Source organism: Candidatus Methanomethylophilus sp. 1R26 (assembly GCF_001481295.1).
GTDB lineage: Archaea > Thermoplasmatota > Thermoplasmata > Methanomassiliicoccales > Methanomethylophilaceae > Methanomethylophilus.
Genome location: NZ_LOPS01000004.1, coordinates 24,064 through 40,556 on the forward strand (window position 1 = coordinate 24,064; position 16,493 = coordinate 40,556).

Here is a 16,493-nt window from a genome sequence, read left to right on the forward strand (position 1 = left end):
TTTATAATGCGCGCAGGAGGGAGACTGCCGCGGTCCGGGCGTCCTGCCGCCCTTATGCCGGCCGCCTGTGCTCCGAGAGGCCGTCCGCATGCCCGGCGAGGACCTTCACGTCCTTCCCGGCGAAGGCGACACCGTATGTTAGGACCTCGCCCTTCAGTCCGGCGCAGTACCTTCTGGCGCTTATCTGGCCGAGCGCCTTCCGGGCGGCATCTTCCGCCTGCCCGATGCCGGCCGTGCGCTTGATCTCGATGATCACGCTCGGATGCTCCGGAGAGGAGCTGATGATGCGGATGTCGGAATATCCGTCCCCGGATTCGCGGTCGGCCTCCACCCTGAAGGTGTCTCCCAGGCTCATGAGCATGCCCGCCACCATCGTCTGGTAGGCGTGCTCCGAATCGAACACCCTGACGCTGAAGGACCTCTCCATCATGTCCCTGAGGCTGCTCTCCATCGCCAGGACGTCGTTCGAAAGGACCGCTTTGCAGAGATTCTCAACAGGGCGGCTTCCGACCCTGAGCCTATCGAGGGCGTTCATGAACTTCCTCTTGTACACCGAACGCATCTCCTTGTTCGGTATCGACAGTTTATACCCGCCGCTCGGGACCTTCTCGGCGCGGAGATAGCCGGTGGCAGCCATGACCGAGTATATGCTGCTCCCGCCGTAATCCGAAGACATGTCATTGAACGTCACGGACATGCTGAGATCTTCGGCCGCCATCCCGCCGGAGCCGATCTCCATTATGTTCCTGTAGGTCTCGCTATCCGCCTTCCCGATGAGGGTGTCGATGATCCCGTTCCCGCTGGTCCCGGCCCAATAGCGGTCCGGGACGAACTTCCTGCTGACATAGTTCAGAACGCTCCAGGGGTTGTACACGTCCGTGTTCCCGAAACGGTATCCGTCGTACCATTCCTTCGCTTCCAGGAATTTCTCGGGAGCGCCGAAGTCCGCGCACATCTTCTTCACCTCTTCCTCGGTGAACCCGATCATGTCGTCGAACTCGGTCGACAGTATGTTATCGACGTACAGGTTGTTGATGCCGCTGAAGATGCTCTCCTTGGAGAGCTGCATCACGCCCGTCAGGACGGCTCTGTCCAGGGAATCGTTGCCTTTGAGCGCGTTCGACAGAAGCCTGCGGAAGAAATCGATGATGCTGCGAAGCTCCGGATTCCCGAATGCATTGTTTATGGGAGCATCGTACTCATCGATGATGATCACCGCTTTCCTGCCGTAGTGGGCCTCAAGCATCTTCGACAGGCGCTTGAGCGAGAGTTCGACTTCATCCTCCTCAACTTCTCCTTCGGAATATCTGGTGTAGAGCTTCCTCAGCGCCGGGCTGAGCCTCTCTGAGTTGTCCAGTTCCGGGTGGTCCATGAAGACGTCGGCAATGACCGCACGAGTGCTGGCTATAGCTTTATCGCATGTGTCCACCCCGATGCAGCCCAGATCCAGGCGGATCACCGGGGATGCGTTCTTCAGCGGATCGTCAGGCCTCAGGTCTGAGATCTTCAGCCCGTCGAACCAGGTGTTGCCCTTATAATTCAGGTTCAGGTACGCGTCGATCATGCTCAGGTTGAGCGATTTCCCGAAGCGCCTGGGTCTTGTGAAGAGGAAGACCTTGGCGCTCTCCATCCTCAGGATCCTGTCGATGAGCTCCGACTTATCGACGAAATATCCGCCCTTGTCACGCACGTCCTTGAAATCGGAATTGCCGATCGCCGCATCCATGGATTTCCAATCGACTGCGTTGTTTATATCGATGCTCTTCCCCTGCTCTGTGCCGATGCCTTTCCCGTCTTTGCTCATGGCGTGACAGCTTACCTGCGTACGGTATTTCAACCGGGGGTGCGGCAGTCAGCGGGAACAGGCGGGGCGAACATCTCCGGAAGGGACGGGGGCATGCGGACGATGTTCCGCAGACCGCCCTCTCAACCTTTAATTGCCATGAGTGTAATCACGCGTGCATGCATATAATACAGGCCGGGATGGAGACCGATGTCCTGAAGAAGAACAGCGACCTCGCCCACGGCATATACCACCGCTTCAAGGAGAACGGGATCAGGTCGGTGGACTTCATGGGCTCCATCGGTTCCGGGAAGACCACCCTGATCTGCGAGATGGGGAAGCGTCTCGCGGCCGCCGGGAAGAGGGTGCTCGTGATCGCCGGCGATGTGACCGGCGACGACGACTTCAAGAGGTTCAGAGCCGCCGGGCTCGATGCAATCAACTGCAACACCGGCAAGGAATGCCACCTCGAGGCCCACGACATAAACAGGGTGCTGGACGGCGTCGACCTATCGAAGTACGACATCGTCATCATCGAGACGTCGGCAACCTCGTCTGCCCCGCGGACTTCCCGCTGGGCACGGACTACCGCGCGGTGGTCATTTCGACCACCGAGGGCGACGACATGGTGAGGAAGCACCACCAGATCTTCCTCCATTCGGACATCGCCGTCCTGAACAAGATGGACATAGCTGACGCCGTCGGCGTCGACCCGCAGGTCATCATCGGGGACTACGCGAAGCTCACCGGCGGGGTCAAGAAGATAATCACTGCCTCGGCGAAGAAGGGCGAGGGCGTGGACGACGTCATCGCGGCGCTGGGGCTGCTGGAGGCATGACGATGGGAATCAAGATACTGACAGTCGGCGGAGGCGCCAGGGAGCATGCCGCCGTCGAAGCGCTCTGGCGTTCCGGAGCGGAGATCTACGCCGTGATGAAGAACACCAACCCCGGGATCGAGGCCAGGTCCAAGAAGGTCCTGAACACCGACGAGGACGATGTCGACAGCATCTGCGACTTCGCGCTCAACAACTTCGTCGAGTACGCCTTCGTCGGCCCCGAGGCCCCCCTCGGAGCGGGCGTCGTCGATGCCCTGGAGAACATGGGCATCAAATGCGCCTCGCCCACCAAGGCCGCGGCGAGAATCGAGACCTCCAAGACGTTCATGAGGAACCTCGTCGAGAAGTACGGCATCGACGGCAACCTCAGGTACGCGAGCTTCGACAGCGAGGAGGAGGCCGTGGAGTTCGTGAAGAAGGTCGATTACCCCGTGGCCATCAAGCCCGTCGGCCTCACCGGCGGGAAGGGCGTCAAGGTCCAGGGGGACCAGCTGGCCAACCTCGACGAGACCGTTGCGTACATCCGCGAGATCTTCGAGAACAACGTGGGCGGCGGGAAGGTCATAATCGAGGAGAAGGCCGAGGGCGAGGAGTTCACCCAGATGGTCTTCGTGAACGGGACCGACGTCATCCCCATGCCCCTGGTCCAAGACCACAAGAGAGCCTACGAGGCGACAAAGGGCCGAACACCGGGGGCATGGGCTCCTACTCCGACGCCGACGGCCTCCTGCCGTTCGTCACGGCCGAGGAGAGGCAGAAGGCGATCGATATCGACCTCGCCATCGTCAGGGCCCTGGACAAGGAAGGGTGCCCCTACCGCGGCGTGATGTACGGGCAGTTCATGCTCACCAAGGACGGGCCCAAGATCATCGAGATCAACGCGAGGTTCGGCGACCCCGAGGCCATGAACGTCCTCACCTCCCTGGAGACCAGCTTCTCCGACATCATCAAGTGGGAGGCCGGCAAGGGCCCCAGGCCGGACGTGCGCTTCGCCCCGAAGGCGACGGTCGTCAAGTACGTGGTCCCCGAGGGCTACGGGGTCAGCCCGGTCGCCGGGCACACCATCGCCATCGACACGGACGCCATCAACAAGGTCGGCGCCGTCGTCTACTACGGCAGCGTGTACAAGAACGACGGGAAGCTCGTCACCGGGACCTCCAGGGCCGTCGGTATCGTCGGCGTGGGGGACACCATCGCCGAGGCCGAGGAGAACTGCGAGGCCGGCCTGAAGTACATAAAGTGCGAGGCTCCTTCGTCCGCCACGACATCGGGACCCAGGCCCTCATACAGAAGCGCATAGACCACATGAAGGCCATCCGCGGCGCATGAGACGCTACCTGGTCAAGGTCGCATACCTCGGGGAGGGCTTCAGCGGATCGCAGGCCCAGCCTCCGGAGACCGGCCTGAGGACGGTCGCCGGCGAGGTCCGCTCGAAGCTGCTCCTTACCGATCATGTGCCCGAGGACAGGATAGACCTCAGGTTCGCCAGCCGCACCGACGCCGGAGTCTCGGCGCTCGGCAACGCAATAGCCTTCTACACCGAGTTCAAGGACCCGGAGACCATGCTCCGGGCGCTCAACTCCGTCTCCGACGGGGTCTACTACCTGGCATACCGCGAGGTGGACGATGCCTTCAACCCGAGGATCGCCGACAAACGCTATTACAGGTACTCCTGCCCCGCCGACCGCATGGACCTCCCGGCGTTCAGGGAGGCGGCGGAGCTGTTCGAGGGGCATCACGATTTCAAGCGTTTCGCCAAGAACGAGACCGGGAAATCCACAGTGATGGCGATAGACTCGGTGAACGTCAGGCTCCGCGGGAACATCATCGAGACCGATTTCTGCGCGAACTACTTCCTTTGGAACCAGATACGCAGGATAATGGCCGCGGTGATGCAGGTGGGCCTCGGGATGTCCTCGCTGCAGGATGTCAAGGAGATCCTTGCCGGCAGGGACGGGACGTTCGGACTGGCCAAGCCCGAGGGGCTCACGCTGCTGGACGTCACCTTCCCGGGGGAGGGCTTCACTTTCCCCGAGGAATGCCCTTATTCCCGCCGCATCGGCCGCGACCTGTTCAGGGACGGCCTGCGCTCCGGGTTCCACAGGACGCTGATGGACAGGTACAGGGAGGAAACAGGATGAACGGACTGGAGAAGGAGACGATAGAGGTCCAGAAGGCCCTTTCGGAGCTCGAGGCAGCGGAGGAGCGCGCGTTCAGCGGCTCCAGGGCGATCATCAGGAAGACCAAGACGGCGATCCATATGATCCACGTCGGCAGGAGGGACCCGGAGCTCATAGATTCCATCTCCGGGGACCTCGCCGCCCTGACGGAGAGCCTCATGGCCCACCCTCAGCTGATCTTCGGAGACATGTGCAGTCGGCGATGGCCGAGTTCGCCGAGACGGCGATTTACGACAGCGCGCTGAGGGGAGCGGAGATCCCCGGGCATGATCTGCTCGACGTCACCCCCGCCGCCTGGGCCCTGGGGCTGGGAGATGCCGTAGGAGAGCTCAGGAGGGACATGGTCCAGAACCTCGCCGACGGGAACACGGCCAAGGCCAGGGAGGTGTTCGCCTCCATGGAGATGCTCTGCGACGCGCTCATGTCGCTGGATGTGAAGGATTCCGTCGCCCCCGTGAGGAGGAAGCAGGACCTCGCGAGGCAGCTGGTGGAGCGCTCCCGTTCGGAGATCGCGACGGCGGCCGTCATGTCCGCGGCGCAGAGATGATGTCCCAGACATAATGGGTCCGGCGGCAGGGATCCTGCCGTATTTTCCAGAAATTCAGAATAATGCCGGGGAAATGCCCCCCGGGAAAAGGTTTGATTCAGCGCCTGGCCTTGGGCTTCCCGTAGTTCTTGACGGGCTTCCTGTAGATCCAGATGAAGACGATGATCAGGATGATCACTATGAGGGCCATCAGATATGACTGCCAGTTGCTGTCGTCCTGATTGTAGTAGAACGTCTTCTCGCCGGAGACGACGGTGGAGCCGTCGGCCGAAGCGACATAGTAGGTGTGCTTGCCGGAGCTCAGATCGGAGTCGTAGTAGCCGTAGGTGAGCGTCTGGGACTTGCCGGGCGCGATGCTCAGCGATGTGCTGCTGTCCTCGATCATCGTCCCGTCCACATAGAAGTAGACGTTGGTGCTGATGCTGACAGAGCCGGTGTTCTCCAGGGTCATCGAGAGAGTGATGGGCTCGTGGACCCCGATCCTGACCGAGTCGGTATAGGTGAGGGTATCATCACCTAGTTTCTCGGTCCAGGTCACGGTAAGGGTGTACTTGCCGGTCGTGGTGGGCGCAGTGACCTTCAGGGTCGCCGACCCGCCGTTGGACAGATCTCCCGAGCTGGGGCTGACCGCGCTGCTCTGGGTGGTCCCGGAGGAGTTGGTCAGCTTGGCCTCGTACGATATGGCGGACGGGTCGCCGGCAGACTCCGTGAAGGAGATCGTGAACTCCAGTTCGCCGCCGGTCTTGGTGTCTGTGCCGTCGGCCGCCGTGACCGAATGGTTGGCGACGCTCTCGGCATCGGAATCCGGGCCGCTGAGGACGGCCGCGAATGCCAGGGCGGCCATGACGGCCGCCAATACTGCGATCAACTTCACTTTCTGCGTGAGAACATCCCCCTCTTGCTTCCGCTGTAGACCATCATGAAGATGATGATCACAGCGATGACCGTCAGAGCCCAGAATGTGCTGCTGATACCGGCCTCGCTGTTGTCCGCATCGCCGCCGCTGACGCTGCCGTCAGTGGTGCTGATGCCTCCGGTCTGGTAGGCCAGGGTCGTCTCGGCGATGTCTCCGGTGACGGTCACACTGGCCGCGTTGGTTGCATCGCCCAGGGTGTTGACCAGGGTGATGTAGACAGGAGTGACGGAGTCTCCGGCCACGACGACGCTCGCCGTGTCGCCGGAGGCCAGCACCTTGCTGATGCCGCCGTACTCGATCACCATCTGCCACCCGTCAGGCAGGCTTGCCGACGGTGTGAGGCTCACGGTCTTAAGGCCCATGCAGGTGTTGGTCACCGTGACCGCGTACCTGTACGAGGCACCGGTGTACTGCGACGGCAGGGCGCTGTCGCCGGAGGTGACGATCGTCACCTCGCCGGTGTCGCCGGTGCGCGTGAAGGTGTAATCGGAGGTAGTGTCGTCGTTCCTGTACTTCTCCAGGCAGATCGCCCCGACAGGCAGGGTGTCGGCCAGGGTCCCGTCGGAACTGTAGACCGCCACCTTCAGGCTGTCAGTGAACGCACCGACGGAGTCGGCGCTGTAGATGCCTTCGACCTCGATAGCATTGCTGTCACCAGCAGAAACGAGAATGAAGTACGCCTTGTTCAGGGTGAAGCTGCCGCTTCCGATCAGGTAGTACACAACATCGTTGTCGGAGTTGTTGTAGATCCTGATCTTGACAGTGGCTTCCCCGTCTGCGAAATGCGCATAAACCACATCGGCAGGGACGGTCCCGGTGTAATCGGTGTTGAACACCTTCGAGTCCGAAGCGTAGACGGGGTTGTAGGTGATGCTGCTGTCCTCGTCCGCATCGACGTAGGTCTTGGACACCGAGCTGACTTCGGTGAGCGTCGAAACGGCCTCGATGACGGTATCGCCGGAGTTCCCTGCGTAGACCGAGAAGGCCGCATCGTCGCTCTTGGCGATGCCTGCAAATGCGAAGTACAGAGTGTACGAATCTCCGGCCTCGTCCTTGGGCAGCTCGACAGTGTACCTGCCGTCGGACGGGGACACGAATGCCAGGACAGCGAAACTCTTCACGGCCAGGGTGCCGGATCCGCTCGCGTAGAATCCTGCGGCGACGACTCCGTCGGCATCGGTGCCGAGGGACCCGGTGACTGTCACCGTGTCGTATGTCGTTGTGAGGTCGGCGGTCGTTCCGGAAGCGGAGGAGGAACCATCAACTGCGGCGGTCGCGGCCTTGCTGTTCAGCACGGCTTTGATGGTGTAGATCTCGTCGTAGGACTGCTTGGCGAAGTAGTACCAGACGGTGGTGACGCCGTCGGTTGTGCTCTCCGATCCGGTCCAGTAATTGTCGGACAGGGTGTAATCGGAGTAGCCGGGCAGGAACGAGAGGTGGGCGGACAGCGAATCCACCGTGACGGTCGCTCCCTGGGCGTACGTGACCTTCACCGGGACGATATCGACGGCTTCTCCGTCAAGGACTGCCTTGCCGGAGTAGCTGCTGCCATCGTACTCGTAAACGATGTACACGGTCGTGGAGGTGAAGTACTGCTGAGCATTGCTCTGATCGCTGTCATCACTGATGCTGATGGTGTACTGCCCGGGCATCAGCTCCGGGATGGCCCCGGAAGTGTCGTAGGACACGGTGTAGGTCCTGTCGCTGTTGGATACCAGCGTGTAGACGTTGGCAGATGTCCTGGTGGACTTCAGCTCGTACTGGACGGCGCTGCTGAGGGAGATCAGGTTGCCGTCGGAATCGTACAGCGATATAGTTCTGCCGTTAGCGGCCACAGCGTTCACGGTCTGGCTCCCCGTAGAGGACGAGGAGGTGCTGACCGAGAATGTCAGAGACTGGCTGGAGTTGGACGAGACCTCGGAGAAGGTGTGCGAGTAGTCCTCCGTCATTGTGAACATGCCTGTGTTGCGCAGATCGTCCTTGAGCACCTTCACGGTGGCATCGGATCCCTGGGGGACCCAGATAACAGCCCTTCCGGTGGAGGAGGAGCTGGTCCCGCAGTTGGTGAGGACGGTGAAGGAGTAATCGGTGCTGTCGACAGTGACGGTCGCCGAGACCCCCACGTAGGGCAGGTAGTTGTATGACGAGGTGGAGGTCCTGTTGGTGTTGGCGCTGACCGAGAGGGTAACGCTGTAGGCAGAGACCAGGCTGATGTCGCAGGTCGCATTGCCGGAGACGGCCAGAGTGCCGTAATAGACCTCGCTGCCGCCGTAGGCGTAGACAGTGTAATCTCCGTCGGGCAGGTAGGCGGTGTAGGCGCCGGTGCCTGAAACAGAGGCATAGGTGAACACAGCGCCGTCGCTCTTGATGAAGACGACGGTCGCGTTGATCTTCTGGCCGTCGGCCTCGGAGACAGTACCGGTGACGGTGCGGGCATCGTACTCGGTGAGCGCAGGGCTCGACGAGGACGCGCTGAAGACTGCGTAGGCGATCTTGCCGGCGGACAGCTGGTACGCAGTGTACGTGTTGCCGGTGACCGTCATGGGCAGGTAGGCCGTGGAGCCGTCGGTGCGGCCGGAGAACCCGACCGCCGACACGACGGCATCGCCGGAGAACCCGGAGACCGTGACCGACTCCGCCGGGTAGGCGGCGATGGTCATGGTCCTGTCGGACCCGCTCGAGGACATGGTGGTGTTGGATGAGGAGGAGCCGTAGAGGCCGTCGGAGGCGACCGATCCGGCGTAGGTGCCGGCGGTCACGTAAATGACGGCCTTGCCGTCCGCTCCGGTGGTCCCGGTGTAGGAGATGCCCGAAGTGGTCTCGGTCAGGGTGACCTCGGTGCCGGAGGCGTATCCCTGGGTCAGTCCGTTGGTGACTGTAACGGTGACCTTGCCGCCGGTGAGCGCGATCCTAAGATCGGAGCCGTCGCCGATGATGACGGTGGCGGTTCCGACGGTGGTCCCGTTCTCGGAAGTGACGGTCACAGTGTACTTGTCGGGCAGGATGCCTGAGGTCAGGCCTCTCAGGTCGAGCGTCCCGCTGCTGACAGGCACGCTGTATGTCTTGCCGCTGGCAGTGCCCTCGAGGAGGGCGGTGCCGCTGATAGATGACTCTGTGCCGCCGACAGTGATGACTGCGGAGGACGGAGTGACGGCAGTGACGGTCAGGTTCAGGCTCGTCGAAGTGCTGGAGTCGATGACCGTAGTGGACAGCGCGACGCCGTCCCTTCCGCCGGTCGATCCGGCGTACAGGACGAGGTAGGAGTCGGAGCCGGCCGGGACATGCACGGTAAAGGTGCCGTCGGAGGCGGTGTAGGCTGTGCTTCCCCTGACATATGTCCCGAGGTTGCTGTCGTAGGTGTAGACGGAGGCCCTGATGCCCTCGACGGCGCTGCCGGAGGCGGTCACGGTGCCCGTATAGGTCTCGGTCGTGGAGCTCGCATCGTCGGCGGTGTACTCCAGGAGCATGACACTGGACAGGTAGTTGATGACCCCGCCGTCGGTCTTCTGCTTGGCGATGGCCTCGTAGGCATCCATCTCAGTCCATCCGGAGGAGGAACTGGTGGCGCTGTCGTCCGCATTGTACATGACGTGCCAGTAGGCGATCTTGAATCCGTCGATGCCGGTCAGGGGCTTGACGGTCACGTCGCTGCCGGCGGCCGCAAGCGCGGAGAGCAGGGCGTACGAGTTGCTGTACCCGGTCGCGTCGATGCCGATGAGGGCGTTCCAGAGGAACGTCTCGTACATGGCCGAGGTGTAGCTCGTGTAGCCATAGTAGGCGTTGTAGCTGTAGAAGTAGGTCGGGGCATTGTAGTTCCCGGCGGAGTACTGGCCGAAGTAGGCCATGGTGGAGAAGGAGGAGCTGTCGCCGTAGTAGAGGGGCAGCATGCTCCCGTCGAGCTCGATGTACTGGATCCCGGTCCTGCCCGACGCTGCGCATACGTCATGATAGAGCGCCTGGATCTGGGCCTCGGTGAGGTTGGCCGTGAGGTAGTGGGAAGCGGCGTAGTACACCGCGTTCTCGGAGGTCAGCGAGTTCAGCTTGATGCCGGAGTAGTCTGAGGGGCTGTTGGCGATGGCCTCGCGGGCGGCCGAGGGGTCGTCCACGAGATTCTCGAAGATCTCCGCCTTCGTATCGTCGCCGAAGACGCTCTTGATGACGCTGTCGAACCAGGCGGCGTCGTGGTTGAGGATCATCCTGATGGTCATCACGGCGACCGTGTTGGCCGATGAGCTGCCCAGGTAGATCTGGGACATCGGCACGGTCCCGCCGCCGTTGGAATCGGTGACGCTCTTGAAGCCGGCCTCGGCCGCGTAATCGGAGTTGGAGATCCAGGTCACGATGCCTCCGTCGACGTCCTGGGTCGAGTAATAGGACCAGAGGGCGGACGACTCGGAATCGTCGGAGGTCTGTATGTCGTAGCTGAGCCCGCCGAAATAGCCGGCCTTCTCGTCGTTGGAGGGCGTGGCCGCATCCGCTGCCAGGACGGCATTGGGGACGGCGACCAGGAACACCGCGATGAGGACGGTGGCCAGCGGGAAGAACTTCAGGGACTTCCTGGCGCCGGCCTTGAAGCCGTTGCCACGGAGGGACCTGAAGTATGATTTCAGGTCCACCGCCCTGATGACCTTCACCGAGAGGATGCCGCACCCTGCCGCGAAGGCGGGGCCGGCGAGGACGGCATAGCTGCTGTCGAACCATCCGACGAAGAACATCGAGAAGATGTACAGCAGGGAGAAGCCGTACAGCCTGGAGGAGGCGTGGGCCCTGTACCTGTAGAGCATCCAGCATCCGAGGATGAACGGGAACCAGAGGGTGAGCCAGCCGTAGTACGATGCCATGTCGGAGATCGAGGTCCTGGTCGCATTGTCGGCAAGGTCCTCCATGAGGGTGCCGCTGTAGACGCTGTTGCCGTGGAATATCGCGTGCGAGAGGTCCCCGTCGAGGAACATGATGACGACGGCGACCGCGACGATGACGACGGCGAATACGGGGATGGTGGCCACCCAGGGCTTCTTGGCGGCGCAGGCGAAGGCAGTGGCGTATATTGCTGTGAGCACACCGAGCACGACCGCTCCGGAGGCAACGGCATCCCACTGGCCGACCGCACCGTACCAGACTGCGGCGCAGATGATGCCGGCCGCGAGGATGATATCGGCGATGGCGACGGCGGGCCACATGTCCCTGCCGGAGATGCGCTGGACGATCAGCGATATGCCCAGGATGACGGCGATGACGACGAAGATCATCCAGAATCCCGTCCAGGAGAGGACGGTGATCCCGAACATGACAGCCGCCAGGACCGTCGGAACGAGGACCTTCCTGTCCTTCAGCACGCCCTTGGGGCCGCTGGGCTGGCCTTCATCGGCGGCCTTGAGGGCGCACAGGATGAAGTAGACCATCAGGGACGCGAAGAAGCAGATGAACGCGAACCCGGAGCCGCTCGAGAAGGGAGTGGTCATTATGATGAGGCCGAAGAACGCATAGAAGAGCGCCGAGACGACACCTACCACGCGGTCCTCGCGGTACATCTTCTTGCCGATGCCGTAGATCACGATGCAGGTGAGGGCACCGAGTATGGGCGCCGCCCAGGCGATGGTCCCGGCTGCCGCGGTGCGGTCCGAGATGCCGAAAGCCGTCACGATCTGCGCTATGCCCGCCATTATGTAATCATAGGCCGGCCCGTAGGCGCTCACAGACCCGAACGGATAGTTCAGGGAGGCGACGCTGGACGGGTCGTAGGTGCCCGCCATGATCTCCATGACGATGCGGAGGTTGCTGCTCGCGCTGCTGCCGCCGGACAGGGCGTAATTGTCGCCGGCGGAGATCCCGTACGCGTAGACGAACCTTACCAGGAAGGCCGCCAGAACGATCACGAACAGGGAAAGCGGGAGCCAGTGCTCTTTGAGCCAACCTATGCCGCCTTCGCTCTTGACAACGGGTGCGGCAGGGGCTTCGCCCTCTTCGGGCGAGGCTTTTCCTTTTCCAAATATGCGCATTTTCGAATCTCCAATTATAAATCGGAATGCGCAAACATGCAGGACTTGTTATTTATACGTTCAGGGCGCGTAATTATAATAAATACAATAGGAAAGGCCGGACCCGGAACGGAATCGGCGCCTGCCGCGCCGCATTTTCCGTCTGGGTCATAGCGCCGAGCGCACGTCGGCGGCGAAGGCGCGGGCGACGGTCGCTGGGTCCTCCGCGCCGTAGATGGCCCTGCCGACTATGACATAATCGGCCCCAGCTTTGATCGCTTCGGCGGCCGAGCCCCCCTGAGCGCCGACACCGGGGGAGAGGATCTCCATGCCCGGGCCCGCGATCCTCCTGATGGCGGCGATGCGGTCCGGACGGGTGGCGGGGGCGATGAAACCCTTCACGCCGCACTTCACGCCCATCTGTGCCAGCTGCACTGCGACCGGGGCGGTGAACTCCTTCCCTCCGGGATGGCTCATCTCGGTGACAGCGTAAACGGAGCCGCGTCCCTCGGCGGTCCTGACAGCCTCGGACAGGGAGTCGGAGCCGGTGAAGGCATGGACGATGACCCCGGAGGCCCCCCTCTTAAGTGCCAGATCAACGATCAGATGCACCGTGTTCGGGATGTCGGCGACCTTGAAATCGCAGATGACGTCCGAACGCTCCGAGAGCTCGGTTATCATCTCCGGCCCGGCGGAGAGGACCAGGGGCCAGTTTATCTTGATCGCGTCCACTGTCCCGGAGACGGAATCGGCCACGGAAAGCGCCTTCTCACGGTCGGTCTCGTCAAGTGCCAGTATGACACGGCTGCTCTTCTTCATCTGACATTCCATCCCCAGAACATTATTAAAACTTCGCAAGCGTTTGCCGCGCCATGGCCTTTGTGAGGTTCGATTCGGGCTCGGCCGCCAACGGCCCCCTTGCCGAGGGATGCGAATACTGCACCAGGGGATCCAAGATGGTCCTGTTCGTCACCGGCAGGTGCCGCGCCGGGTGCTTCTACTGCCCGATATCAGAGAACCGCAGGACCTCCGGGTCCGTGTACGCCAACGAAGGGCCGGTCTCCAACGACGACCAGGTCATCGAGGAGGCTGAGGCGATGGACGCGGAAGGCACCGGGATCACCGGCGGGGACCCGTCCGAGGACATGGAACGGACCCTCCATTACATCCGCCTCCTGAAGGAGCACTTCGGCCCCGGCCATCACATCCACATGTACACGGCCGAGATATCCCTGGAGAAAGCGCGGATGCTGGAGGAGGCGGGCCTCGACGAGATCCGCTACCACCCGATAGAGGCGCGCTGGAGGAACATGGAGTCCACCGAGCTTGCCGAAGTCGTGTCCGGGACCGGGATGGACGTGGGCATAGAGATCCCCGCATTGCCTGGGCGCGTGGACGACATGGCGGCCATGCTGAAGTACGCATTCTCGGCAGGCGTGAAGTTCGCCAACCTCAACGAGCTGGAGTTCAGCGAGACCAACTGGGACATGATGGAGAAGCACGGCTACGAGGTCAGGGACGAGGTGTCATCTGCAGTTAAAGGCTCGGAAGAGGCCGCGCTCGCGGTCATGAAGGCCCTGCCGGACCTCCCCATCCATTTCTGCAGCTCCCGCTTCAAGGACGGCGTCCAGCTGAGGAACCGCCTCAAGCGCAGGGCGGCCAATACGGCCAGGCCCTACGATGTGGTCACCGAGGACGGGACCCTGATCAAGGGCATAATCTACGCCGATGACCTCGATGCCGCCGCCGGCCTGCTGAAGGATGATTTCGATGTGCCGGACGAGCTCATCTTCGTGGACCGGGAGCGGAACCGCATCGAGACGGCCCCCTGGGTCTTGGAGGAGATCTGCAGGGACCTCCCGTACAGGTGCTACGAGACGGAGGAATACCCGACCAGGGACAGGCTCGAGGTCGAACGCACTCCGCTCAACCGATGATGCCCTCATGGCCGGCCGGGGACCTGCCTATGGGCCGGACTTGATGCTGAGAGAGAAAAGAGGCGGGGCAAGGCCCCGCTGAAAGGTTTTGCTTCTCCACCTTGGTGAAGACCGGGGGCGCCGGCCTCACTCTACGCTCAGGCTCTGGATATCGTGATGCCTGTTGACGATATCCCTGGCTATGCGCAGGTTCCTGCCGGCCTTTCCGATCGCGCGGCCCTTGAGTTCGGGATCCACGGTCACGGTAGCGTGATTGATGTCGCCGCGTTTCTCGATGACGACCTTCTGAGGCTTGTAGACATGGAAGACGTTCATGACGAACTGGGCGGGGTCGTCTGAGTACTCCACCACCTGGATGTTCTTCCCTGTGATCTCCTTCAGCTTGATGACGTGCTCCCCTTTCTTGCCCACGGCTATGTTGCCCTGGCCCTTCTCCACTACGAAGACGAGCTTGTCGGGCGTGTCCATGCAGTCGACCGCGTTGGTGTGGGTCAGCTGCTGGAACAGCGCGATGTAGCGGAGGGTGTCGTCGGTCAGGACGATCTCCTGCTTCGAGTTCTCGGCGGACATTTTCTCACAGCGTTAAGATGTTGGAAGTGCCCTTGTCGATGACGGCAAGCGCTGATACGGAGAACGGCTTTCCGCAGAGGGCCCCGAGCTCCATGTTGTTCCCGTCGTAGATGTGGGTCTTGACGGAGGTCTTCTTCAGCGAGTCGGAGGGGCAGTTCTTGGAGATGATGATCATCTGGGCCTTGCCGGACTTGACCGCTTTCTCGGTCTGGTCCACTCCGAACTCGACCTTTCCGGTCGCGATGGCTGCTTTCAGTGCTTTGGATATGTCTACTTCTTCGCTCATTCATTTTCCCCCTTTTTCTTCTTGGGTGTGTAGATTAGCTTGACTGCGCCGGTTCCTAGGGTCACCGGCTGACCCACTATGATGTTTTCGGTGACTCCCTCGAGATGGTCCACCTCGCCGACGGTCGCCGCGTGCAGCAGATGCGCCGCGGTGATCTCGAACGCCGCCCTGGCAAGGACGGAGGACTTCTTTCCGGAGACACCGTGCCTTCCGATGGCCCTCACGGTGCCGTCGTTGGTCATGACGTCGGCCACGAGCATGACGTGCCTGACGTCGACGTCCAGACCTGCGTGCTCCATGGTGGTCATCGCCTCATGGATGATCGAGTTCCTGGCGGCCTCGATACCGAGGACGTCGGCGACCTCCAGGACGGAGTTCGTCATGACGTTCTCGGCCTCGACAGACTCCAGCTGGAGGACCTCCTCGAGGTTGCTCCCCTCGGTGACGATCTCCCACTTGCCGGTGGCCTTGTTCATCTGGAGGATTGCCCTCTGGATGCCCTCGACCCCCTTCAGCTTGGCGTTCCTGACGGCGTCGTACATCTGCTGGAGCTTCTTGAAGGAAGGCTCGTCGGAACCGATGACGATGTCGTAGTCCTGCCTGGTGACCATCCCGCGGACGGCCTTGATCTTGTTCAGCTTCTCGACGATGTCGTCGATGGTGAGCCCGCGCTCCTCCATCTTCCTGGCGTCCGGGACGACGATCAGCTTCTGGTTGGTGATGTCGGTCTCGATGCTGGCCACGTCGATGAGGGAGGTGATCTCGATCTCGGACGCCACGTGCTTGGCCACGCCCTCGTCCTCGGCGGCCAGGCCCTTCAGGGGTATGGTCATGGACGGGGTGGACGGCTCGCGCCTGGCGTCGACGATCTCGATGATCCTCGGCAGACCCTCGGTGACGTTCACGTTCGCGACACCCGCGAAGTGGAAGGTACGGAGGTTCATCTGGGTGGCGGGCTCTCCGAGGGAGTGCGCCGCCATGACTCCTGCGGACTCGTTCTGGTCCATCAGGTGCGAGGTGTACATCCTGTTGGCGACGGTAATCAGCTTCTCGCAGGTCTCCTCGGGGAGGTCCGCGCCGCTGACCCTCTTGGCGATGTCGCAGACGATCTTCATGGGGAGCTTGATCCCCAGCCTGTCGGCGATCGCGAAGAGGCGTTTCTCCATGTCGGTGTACTCATGCGGCCTGTAGATCTCCTCAGGGGGCTCGCGGACGGCCTCGGGCTGCGCCGCCTCGGGCCTCGCCTTCTTGGAGGGCGAGGATGCCCTGGCGGGGCGCTTGCCGATCTTCATGATGATGTCCTCGGCCTCGGCCTCCTCGATCCCCAGCTCCGCGAGGGCGGGCGCCCCGGCGGATGCAATGCTCCCGAGGGTGGTGTACCTGGTCAGGATGAGGGCGGCGGCCTCCTCGCTGACGCCTCTCTTGACAAGCGCCGCAATCGTGTCCTTCTTCGCCATC

14 protein-coding genes and 1 pseudogene are annotated in these 16,493 nt (G+C 62.1%); 8 read left to right on the forward strand and 7 right to left on the reverse strand.

Translation table 11 applies throughout. The annotated features are described in order from the left end of the window. Positions 1–52: 52 nt before the first annotated feature. Positions 53–1,804: an AAA family ATPase gene (locus AUQ37_RS01020; protein WP_058747046.1), complete on the reverse strand. Its 1,752-nt coding sequence runs from the start codon at positions 1,802–1,804 to the stop codon at positions 53–55. 158 nt (positions 1,805–1,962) lie between these two features. On the opposite strand from AUQ37_RS01020, the gene AUQ37_RS01025 reads away from it, so the two are divergent. The 7 genes and pseudogenes from AUQ37_RS01025 (at position 1,963) to AUQ37_RS10455 (ending at position 5,348) form a co-directional block, all read left to right on the forward strand. Continuing rightward, positions 1,963–2,415 carry a GTP-binding protein gene (locus tag AUQ37_RS01025; RefSeq protein WP_235584774.1) on the forward strand — a complete coding sequence of 151 codons (453 nt, stop codon included), beginning with the start codon at positions 1,963–1,965 and terminating at the stop codon, positions 2,413–2,415. Then, positions 2,409–2,621, forward strand: a complete 213-nt coding sequence (locus AUQ37_RS11750) for a hypothetical protein (protein ID WP_235584775.1) — start codon at positions 2,409–2,411, stop codon at positions 2,619–2,621. Before AUQ37_RS01025 ends, AUQ37_RS11750 begins: the two co-directional genes overlap by 7 nt. A gap of 2 nt (positions 2,622–2,623) precedes the next feature. Then, a pseudogene (locus tag AUQ37_RS11755) lies at positions 2,624–3,217 on the forward strand (phosphoribosylamine--glycine ligase); the annotation flags it as partial. A gap of 101 nt (positions 3,218–3,318) precedes the next feature. Then, on the forward strand, positions 3,319–3,921 hold the full coding sequence (locus AUQ37_RS11760) for a phosphoribosylglycinamide synthetase C domain-containing protein (RefSeq protein WP_255354862.1): 603 nt from the start codon (positions 3,319–3,321) through the stop codon (positions 3,919–3,921). A 25-nt stretch (positions 3,922–3,946) separates the two neighbouring features. Next, positions 3,947–4,762, forward strand: a complete 816-nt coding sequence (locus AUQ37_RS01035) for a tRNA pseudouridine synthase A (RefSeq protein ID WP_058747047.1) — start codon at positions 3,947–3,949, stop codon at positions 4,760–4,762. Next, positions 4,759–5,046 (forward strand): hypothetical protein, encoded by a 288-nt coding sequence (locus AUQ37_RS10450; protein WP_201013608.1) that lies wholly within the window; start codon positions 4,759–4,761, stop codon positions 5,044–5,046. The genes AUQ37_RS01035 and AUQ37_RS10450 overlap by 4 nt, the downstream gene beginning before the upstream one ends. Then, positions 5,004–5,348, forward strand: a complete 345-nt coding sequence (locus AUQ37_RS10455; protein ID WP_201013609.1) for a hypothetical protein — start codon at positions 5,004–5,006, stop codon at positions 5,346–5,348. The genes AUQ37_RS10450 and AUQ37_RS10455 overlap by 43 nt, the downstream gene beginning before the upstream one ends. A gap of 97 nt (positions 5,349–5,445) precedes the next feature. On the opposite strand, the gene AUQ37_RS01045 is transcribed toward AUQ37_RS10455, so the two are convergent. From AUQ37_RS01045 to pyrF, 3 genes are all read right to left on the reverse strand, one after another. Further along, positions 5,446–6,222, reverse strand: coding sequence for a CARDB domain-containing protein (locus tag AUQ37_RS01045; protein WP_157844231.1), 777 nt, complete (start codon positions 6,220–6,222; stop codon positions 5,446–5,448). Then, positions 6,219–12,263 carry a hypothetical protein gene (locus AUQ37_RS01050; protein WP_058747049.1) on the reverse strand — a complete coding sequence of 2,015 codons (6,045 nt, stop codon included), beginning with the start codon at positions 12,261–12,263 and terminating at the stop codon, positions 6,219–6,221. The genes AUQ37_RS01045 and AUQ37_RS01050 overlap by 4 nt, the downstream gene beginning before the upstream one ends. A gap of 147 nt (positions 12,264–12,410) precedes the next feature. Continuing rightward, on the reverse strand, positions 12,411–13,061 hold the full coding sequence (gene pyrF / locus AUQ37_RS01055) for an orotidine-5'-phosphate decarboxylase (protein WP_058747050.1): 651 nt from the start codon (positions 13,059–13,061) through the stop codon (positions 12,411–12,413). A gap of 53 nt (positions 13,062–13,114) precedes the next feature. Between pyrF and AUQ37_RS01060 the strand changes: the two genes are divergently transcribed. Next, complete coding sequence (locus tag AUQ37_RS01060) at positions 13,115–14,179, forward strand: radical SAM protein (RefSeq protein WP_058747051.1); 1,065 nt, start codon at positions 13,115–13,117, stop codon at positions 14,177–14,179. A 126-nt stretch (positions 14,180–14,305) separates the two neighbouring features. Here AUQ37_RS01060 and AUQ37_RS01065 read toward each other — a convergent pair whose 3' ends face one another. From AUQ37_RS01065 to rpoA2, 3 genes are read right to left on the reverse strand one after another with little or no spacing between them, the layout of a single operon-like run. Beyond that, positions 14,306–14,749 (reverse strand): NusA-like transcription termination signal-binding factor, encoded by a 444-nt coding sequence (locus AUQ37_RS01065; RefSeq protein ID WP_058747052.1) that lies wholly within the window; start codon positions 14,747–14,749, stop codon positions 14,306–14,308. A 4-nt stretch (positions 14,750–14,753) separates the two neighbouring features. Beyond that, positions 14,754–15,035 carry a 50S ribosomal protein L30e gene (locus tag AUQ37_RS01070; RefSeq protein ID WP_058747053.1) on the reverse strand — a complete coding sequence of 94 codons (282 nt, stop codon included), beginning with the start codon at positions 15,033–15,035 and terminating at the stop codon, positions 14,754–14,756. Continuing rightward, the gene (rpoA2, locus tag AUQ37_RS01075; protein ID WP_058747069.1) at positions 15,032–16,492 is read right to left on the reverse strand and encodes a DNA-directed RNA polymerase subunit A''; all 1,461 of its coding nucleotides are present in this window, start codon (positions 16,490–16,492) and stop codon (positions 15,032–15,034) included. Before rpoA2 ends, AUQ37_RS01070 begins: the two co-directional genes overlap by 4 nt. Position 16,493 lies beyond the last annotated feature (1 nt).

Coding starts and splice junctions, on each gene's coding strand:
- AUQ37_RS01035 (WP_058747047.1), top strand. CDS start 3,947: ATGAGACGCTACCTGGTCAAGGTCGCATACCTCGGGGAGGGCTTCAGC.
- AUQ37_RS10450 (WP_201013608.1), top strand. CDS start 4,759: ATGAACGGACTGGAGAAGGAGACGATAGAGGTCCAGAAGGCCCTTTCG.
- AUQ37_RS01025 (WP_235584774.1), top strand. CDS start 1,963: ATGCATATAATACAGGCCGGGATGGAGACCGATGTCCTGAAGAAGAAC.
- pyrF (WP_058747050.1), bottom strand. CDS start 13,061: ATGAAGAAGAGCAGCCGTGTCATACTGGCACTTGACGAGACCGACCGT.
- rpoA2 (WP_058747069.1), bottom strand. CDS start 16,492: ATGGCGAAGAAGGACACGATTGCGGCGCTTGTCAAGAGAGGCGTCAGC.
- AUQ37_RS01070 (WP_058747053.1), bottom strand. CDS start 15,035: ATGAGCGAAGAAGTAGACATATCCAAAGCACTGAAAGCAGCCATCGCG.
- AUQ37_RS01060 (WP_058747051.1), top strand. CDS start 13,115: ATGGCCTTTGTGAGGTTCGATTCGGGCTCGGCCGCCAACGGCCCCCTT.
- AUQ37_RS01050 (WP_058747049.1), bottom strand. CDS start 12,263: ATGCGCATATTTGGAAAAGGAAAAGCCTCGCCCGAAGAGGGCGAAGCC.
- AUQ37_RS01020 (WP_058747046.1), bottom strand. CDS start 1,804: ATGAGCAAAGACGGGAAAGGCATCGGCACAGAGCAGGGGAAGAGCATC.
- AUQ37_RS11760 (WP_255354862.1), top strand. CDS start 3,319: ATGGGCTCCTACTCCGACGCCGACGGCCTCCTGCCGTTCGTCACGGCC.
- AUQ37_RS10455 (WP_201013609.1), top strand. CDS start 5,004: ATGGCCGAGTTCGCCGAGACGGCGATTTACGACAGCGCGCTGAGGGGA.
- AUQ37_RS11750 (WP_235584775.1), top strand. CDS start 2,409: ATGGTGAGGAAGCACCACCAGATCTTCCTCCATTCGGACATCGCCGTC.
- AUQ37_RS01065 (WP_058747052.1), bottom strand. CDS start 14,749: ATGTCCGCCGAGAACTCGAAGCAGGAGATCGTCCTGACCGACGACACC.